This window comes from Psychroserpens sp. (assembly GCF_045105015.1).
GTDB lineage: Bacteria > Bacteroidota > Bacteroidia > Flavobacteriales > Flavobacteriaceae > Psychroserpens.
In genome coordinates this window covers 1-5,662 of record NZ_JBGCCX010000059.1, presented here as the reverse complement: position 1 = coordinate 5,662, position 5,662 = coordinate 1, and the positions used below count along the sequence as shown (strand labels likewise).

The window sequence follows — 5,662 nt, the reverse complement described above, 5'->3', positions numbered from 1 at the left end:
AATTCACCTGTATCAGTATTCATTATGGCAGTAACAGATTCGTTGTTGGCTGAAACTTCTCCAAATGAAGCTTCAGAAGTTTCACAAGTTATAATATCTATTTATGTTAAAAACTATTCCGAAAAACACTATTAAAGTAGTATTCCAATGATGTATTTATTCGGATATAAAAAGCATTTTCACTTAGTTTTTAAGGCATCGTACACCTGAACCTAGAAGGATTGAATTATCAGCAAACTCCATAGTTTCTTCAAGAAGATTTAAAACTCGTCGTGTTTGATCTGTTTGATTTATATTACTAGTAGCTAAGGTACTAATGACTCCTGCTCCTGTAGCACTACCAAGATTTGTAGAATAACCATTTGCAAGCGCATTAAACCCATAAATATCTGTTCCATTTCCCGAAAAATTACTCCAACCTGAAGTAGATTTTAAAGCAGTTCCTTCATTATCAGTATAACCTTCACTAGATAAATAATTTTTTAGTTCGATAAAATCTGCTTCAGATGGAATTCTCCAACCATTAGGAGCTAATTTTCCTGAGGATAATGCTGCTTCATTATAAAGTGCACCATAATAGTCAAAAGGTAAGTCTTCATCGAAGATATTATTCAAATCTGAAGTGTCGGCCCATTGATAGAAAGGAAACATTTGGTTATCTAGGTTCCAATCGTTACCAAATTCTGCAAAAGTATATTCAGTAATTGGAGTTCCGTCATTTAATGATGTTGTTTTCAAATTTTCTACCATCCATGTTTGATTGCCTATAACTATAGTTTCATAAACATTGCCATCAATATCTGTTACGGTAGTTATTAAAATGTTTTCTTCCGAATCATCTTGTGAATTATCATCACTCGAACAACTACAAAAGATAAGTAGTATCATAGATAAATATAGAAATGGTTTATTAAAGGTTTTCATTGTTGTTGTTATTGTTTTAATTAAAGCCAAATAACAATCTCAAATTATTTGGCTTTTTAGAGTTTAAATTTATTGTTTTATGAATCGTTTCGTTTCAGATTGATTGCCATAAGAGAGATTTATAAGGTATAAACCATTATCTAAATTGGAAACATCAATTGCTGTATTTGAACTATTTTGAATACTATCGCTAATTACTAATTTACCCAAGACATCATAAACTTGATAATCCAATCGTCCTGAACCGTTTTTAACATCTATATTTAAGATGTCATTTGAAGGATTTGGATAAAGTTTTAAATTTTGTCCAAGATTAAAATCATCGACACTTAGTAGTAAAGTGTCCCAAAACTGAAATCCATTTTGGTTTCCATCTCCACCATATTCATAAGGAGGAGCTATATTAATAAAAGTTCCAGAGGTCCAGATTCCTTTTGCAACAGCAACATTTTCACGACCAATTCCGCCTGCACCATATTGCATAAAGTCTTCCATGGCTGCCGAAGAGCTAAAACTCGGTGTTGTATAAAGACCTAAATCTGATGAGGTTGCATCTAAGCTTGATCCTAATGTTAAGACCAGATCTGCGCCAACAGCAAGATTTGTGCTTCCACTGATAATTGTGCCATCACTTACTTGAGTATAGTCAAACCTTGCACAAAACCAATATGATGAAATATCCAGAGGATCTTGTGCACTACCAAAGTTATGAAGCTTAACAGTGCTCGTTGCAGGATCAACTTCAACGATTCTGATTTGTGCTTCTGAGATCTGGAATGTTAGGGCTAATAGGCCTAGAAATAAAAATGTTTTAAATGTGTAATTTGTTTTCATAATGTGATTAATTTTTTGGTGATTAATTATTAATTATCGTGCATTGGTCGAGTTTTACTTGCTCTAATAAATCGTCATAACCAATAACACGACCTTTAATTTTTATATTCGAATTTAAAGCAAGCTCTTGATTTATGTCATTTGAAAATTGACAGAATACTTTGCCTTCTAAGGTAATTGAATTTTTATCAGATTCTGAAACATGTCCAGTAATTTCAATCGTATTATTTAAATAAATAGATTCAGCGTTCGTCATATTTTTTGAAAAGCTTGAACTAATAGCATTTGTGTCAACCTCAAAAAAGGCAGATGCACTATTAGTATCTCTATGGTCTTGATAGATATAGTTATAACCTAAAATGAATATAATTGTTAGCGCAACTAGTATCCCAATGCTATTTTTAAATTCTTTGCTCATTATATTTTTTTTATTTGGGTTATAAGCTGCTTTAGTTAATAAAGCAGCTTAAAAATCAATTTTAAAAACCCTTAAAGATTAACCCAAATTTTTCTTTTTCATTTATTCTTAATTAGTTACATGAGTTTCTGTAACGTAAGCGTTCACTTGTTGATAACACAAAATCAACTTTTGCGATACCTGTTGTATTACTAATTTCTTGTAATTCCCAATTATTATTACACAATGGAAGCGCTGGAACATCGATAATGATAGTAATATTATTTCCTGTGCCTAACATAGACCATGTTCCAAAAACAGTCGTAGTATTCCAAAAGACAGAAAGAGATCCATCTGTAAAAAAATTAAAATCATATCCCTCATATACACTATTGTAATCGGTACTTTCTCGCTTTAATTTATCGACATACCAATCTTGACAATTGGTTAAAAAGTCGGCAACTAATTCTTGTGTACAATCATTACAATCATCGTCATCGAAATCGAAATCGTCATCTTCGTCACAAGTGTTTTGGTAGGCGTTTATGGTAGATCTTAGTTCGGGAATAGAATGAATTTCTATAATAGTATCATCTAATAATTTTACGGTAATCGGAAAGTTTATAGATACAATTTCTTCTGTGGCAATGGTATTTACAAAGGTGTATAATTCTTTATCTGTGGTTAAGACCTCATTTGATAAGGATTCATTTGAAATATTGAATATTGATGCGGTTATTGGAAAAGTAAAATCGAGGCATTCAATATCATCATCTTCAATGTTTTCGCCATTGCATTCAGCTGCAATAGCAGTTAATTCGGAAGACGAGTTGACTACAATTTCAGTAAAATCATTTTTAACGACAGTTACAGGATATGAAATTTCTAAATTATTAATATCATCATATTCTTCATCAAAAATGGATTCAATCAAAACATAGTCACTTTTAGAGTTCACATCAACTTGAATAGCATTTGCTGTTACTGTGATTGGTAACTTTATATTAAAGCAGTTCGCTACATCTATAATATTATCGTCTGAACCATCATTAGATGCAGTACGGAGCATTAAATTAGCAATGGATGACTCAGGTTCAATAATTTCATCAGTTGTGGAGTCGATAAACTCTGTTTCTTCTTTTCTACATGATGTAAAAAAAACTGAGAAACACATGGTTAAAGTGAATATGATTTTAATTGATAGTTTCATAATGCAGCATTTGTTTAAAATGTAATGCTTTGAATATATAACAACTACACTTTAAAAACTCCTGAAAAAAAGATTTTTTTTTATCTACCTTTATCACATAAAAGCGAAACATTGCAGAAAGATCTACAGGATAATATTTGTGAAACCAAAGTTTTCGAACACGTATATAACACGTATTCAAGGGATTTACATAATTTCTTATACTATAAATATGGTGAGCAGTTAAATCCTAGTGATAAAACTCAGGATGCGTTTATCAAACTATGGGATAATTGTAAAAAAGTCACGTTGAGTAAAGCAAAATCCTTTTTGTTTACTATAGCGAATAATATGGTTTTAAATGATATTAAACATCAAAAGGTGGTGCTTCAACATCAGAAGACAAAGCCTAAATCATATTCAAACGAAACTCCAGAATTTATCATGGAGCACGAACAGTACTTAGAACGTTATAAGAAAGTGCTTTCCAGCTTATCAGAAGAACAACGTGTCGCATTTTTATTAAATAAGGTAGAAGGGAAGAAGCATTCCGAAATAGCCGAGTATTTGGGAGTAACTAAAAAAGTTGTAGAGTATAGAATTTACAGTGCGTTTAATATTCTGAAAAAAGAATTAGAACATTTTAAAATAAAATAGTCAGGATTTATTTAAGTGAAGTTGTTATATAAACAGAGAATCGATGTATGGATAGAGAAGCGCTCTTAAAAAAATGGTTGAATAATGAATTAACTCCTGCCGAAAAACGAGAATTCGAGCAAGGAGAAGATTTTGCATTAAATCAATCTATTATTGATACTGCTCAACAATTTAAGGCATCTCTATTTTCTGAATCTAAATCATTTGATAGCTTTCATCAAACTTATAAATCGAAAACATCTCATGCAAAACAGATTGATTGGTTCAAACCTTTGTTAAGAATAGCAAGTGTTGTGGTAATTGCTCTAGGAGTTTATTTTACATTTTTTAATTCAAATATCATAGAAATTGAAACTTTGGCTAGTCAACACTCTACAATTGAATTACCAGATTTATCTCAAGTGACTTTAAATGCTGCATCTCAAATTACCTATGATCCAGATGATTGGAATAACAACAGGAGGTTAAACCTTAAAGGCGAAGCCTATTTTAAGGTTGCGAAAGGAAAAACTTTTGATGTTATTACGTCAAAAGGTAAAGTAACTGTTGTTGGTACAGAATTTACCGTTAACCAACGATTCGATTATTTTGAAGTGCAATGCTTTGAAGGCATTGTTAAGGTAACTTCAGGTACAATATCAAAACAACTACTTGCTGGTAACAACTTTAGACTTATAGATAACAAATTAAGCCTAGACAAAACAACATTTGATAGTCCACAATGGACGCAAAACAAAAGTGTATTTAAAGCACTGCCTTTAAAAGACGTTATAGCCGAAATAGAACGACAGTATAATATTAAGATTAAAGTAAAAGATGTAAATATGAAACGATTATTTACTGGAGGATTTGTTCATGATAACATCGAAAACGCCTTGTTATCAGTAACAGAACCAATGAATTTAGGCTACACTATTGATGCTTCAAATGCGGTTTTAATTTATGGTGAAAGCAATTAAATTCACTTTTCTACCCTTGCTATTACTAATGTGTTCTCTAGTTAGTAATGCTCAAGAGCAACAAAATAAATCAGATTTAAGGGAAGTGTTTGAACTTCTGCAAGAACACTATGGCATTCAGTTTAATTATGCCGAAGATTTACTTGCAGATAGTCAAATTGTGATGCCTTCAAAAAATTTGACCTTAACAGAACTATTATCCTATTTAGAGACTCAAACTAATCTCTCTTATAATAATCTTGATGGTACTTTTATTTTAGTTCAGCGAAAAGTATGGCCTTTTGAAACTCAACAACTTAATGAAATTGTACTTTCAGAATACATTGTGAAAGGTATTAATAAACTAAACGATGGGTCTTATAATATCAATTTTAAACAATTTGATATATTACCAGGACTTGTAGATACCGATGTTTTACAAGCGATTCAAGCATTTCCAGGAATTCAAAGTATTAATGAAACTGTATCTAACATCAATATTCGAGGTGGTACACATGACCAAAATTTAATGCTATGGGATGGTATTAAAATGTATCAATCTGGCCACTTTTTTGGTTTAATATCAATGTTCAATCCGCAAATAACTCAACGCGTTAATGTGGTTAAAAATGGTACTGAATCATCTCTTACAGATGGCGTCTCAGGTACCGTTGCTATGACCACCAATCCAGATGTAAATAAGGATTTCAAAGGAAGTATTGG

General features: G+C 31.4%; 7 protein-coding genes. 3 read left to right on the top strand and 4 right to left on the bottom strand.

What is annotated here, in order from left to right; genetic code table 11:
- Positions 1-183: 183 nt before the first annotated feature.
- From AB8B90_RS04965 to AB8B90_RS04950, 4 genes are all read right to left on the bottom strand, one after another.
- On the bottom strand, positions 184-924 hold the full coding sequence (locus tag AB8B90_RS04965) for a fibrobacter succinogenes major paralogous domain-containing protein (protein ID WP_405334271.1): 741 nt from the start codon (positions 922-924) through the stop codon (positions 184-186).
- Positions 925-993: 69 nt separating this feature from the next.
- On the bottom strand, positions 994-1,758 hold the full coding sequence (locus tag AB8B90_RS04960; RefSeq protein ID WP_405334269.1) for a T9SS type A sorting domain-containing protein: 765 nt from the start codon (positions 1,756-1,758) through the stop codon (positions 994-996).
- Between the two features lie 22 nt (positions 1,759-1,780).
- The gene (locus AB8B90_RS04955; RefSeq protein WP_405334267.1) at positions 1,781-2,176 is read right to left on the bottom strand and encodes an OB-fold protein; all 396 of its coding nucleotides are present in this window, start codon (positions 2,174-2,176) and stop codon (positions 1,781-1,783) included.
- A 112-nt stretch (positions 2,177-2,288) separates the two neighbouring features.
- On the bottom strand, positions 2,289-3,365 hold the full coding sequence (locus AB8B90_RS04950) for a hypothetical protein (protein WP_405334263.1): 1,077 nt from the start codon (positions 3,363-3,365) through the stop codon (positions 2,289-2,291).
- 111 nt (positions 3,366-3,476) lie between these two features.
- On the opposite strand from AB8B90_RS04950, the gene AB8B90_RS04945 reads away from it, so the two are divergent.
- The 3 genes from AB8B90_RS04945 to AB8B90_RS04935 all read left to right on the top strand — a co-directional run.
- Complete coding sequence (locus AB8B90_RS04945) at positions 3,477-4,001, top strand: RNA polymerase sigma factor (protein WP_405334261.1); 525 nt, start codon at positions 3,477-3,479, stop codon at positions 3,999-4,001.
- Between the two features lie 47 nt (positions 4,002-4,048).
- Positions 4,049-4,960 carry a FecR family protein gene (locus AB8B90_RS04940; protein WP_405334258.1) on the top strand — a complete coding sequence of 304 codons (912 nt, stop codon included), beginning with the start codon at positions 4,049-4,051 and terminating at the stop codon, positions 4,958-4,960.
- Between the two features lie 28 nt (positions 4,961-4,988).
- Positions 4,989-5,662: Plug domain-containing protein (locus AB8B90_RS04935; RefSeq protein ID WP_405334256.1), on the top strand; the 674-nt coding region annotated here is incomplete at its 3' end.